The sequence below is a fragment of the Robertmurraya sp. DFI.2.37 genome, from assembly GCF_029211245.1.
In the GTDB taxonomy this organism is placed as follows: domain Bacteria; phylum Bacillota; class Bacilli; order Bacillales; family Cytobacillaceae; genus Robertmurraya; species Robertmurraya methanolica_A.
In genome coordinates, this window is the sequence record NZ_JARGEJ010000307.1 from 1 (window position 1) to 397 (window position 397).

The following is a 397-nucleotide window of genomic DNA, read 5'->3' on the forward strand; positions in this document are numbered from 1 at the left end:
AATCCAATAGTCCGGTGGCGATAGCGAGAAGGTCACACCCGTTCCCATACCGAACACGGAAGTTAAGCTTCTCAGCGCCGATGGTAGTTAGGGGCTGTCCCCTTGTGAGAGTAGGACGCTGCCGGGCTGTTTAATAATAGTTTATTATTTTGGAGGATTAGCTCAGCTGGGAGAGCACCTGCCTTACAAGCAGGGGGTCGGCGGTTCGATCCCGTCATCCTCCACCAACATTTTTTCGCATTAGCGAAAATAATGTACCTCTTTATTTTATCGTCTTAATATATGCCGGCCTAGCTCAATTGGTAGAGCAACTGACTTGTAATCAGTAGGTTGGGGGTTCGAGTCCTCTGGCCGGCACCATTTAGAGCCATTAGCTCAGTCGGTAGAGCAACGAGCA

2 tRNA genes and 1 rRNA gene are annotated in these 397 nt (G+C 49.6%); all 3 read left to right on the forward strand.

Annotated features, from left to right (window positions below):
• Nucleotides 1–10 precede the first annotated feature (10 nt).
• Nucleotides 11–127: ribosomal RNA gene (rrf, locus tag PZE06_RS26625) — 5S ribosomal RNA — on the forward strand.
• A gap of 24 nt (nucleotides 128–151) precedes the next feature.
• A tRNA-Val gene (locus tag PZE06_RS26630) sits at nucleotides 152–227 on the forward strand.
• A gap of 57 nt (nucleotides 228–284) precedes the next feature.
• Nucleotides 285–360, forward strand: a tRNA-Thr gene (locus PZE06_RS26635).
• The last annotated feature ends 37 nt before the right edge of the window (nucleotides 361–397 follow it).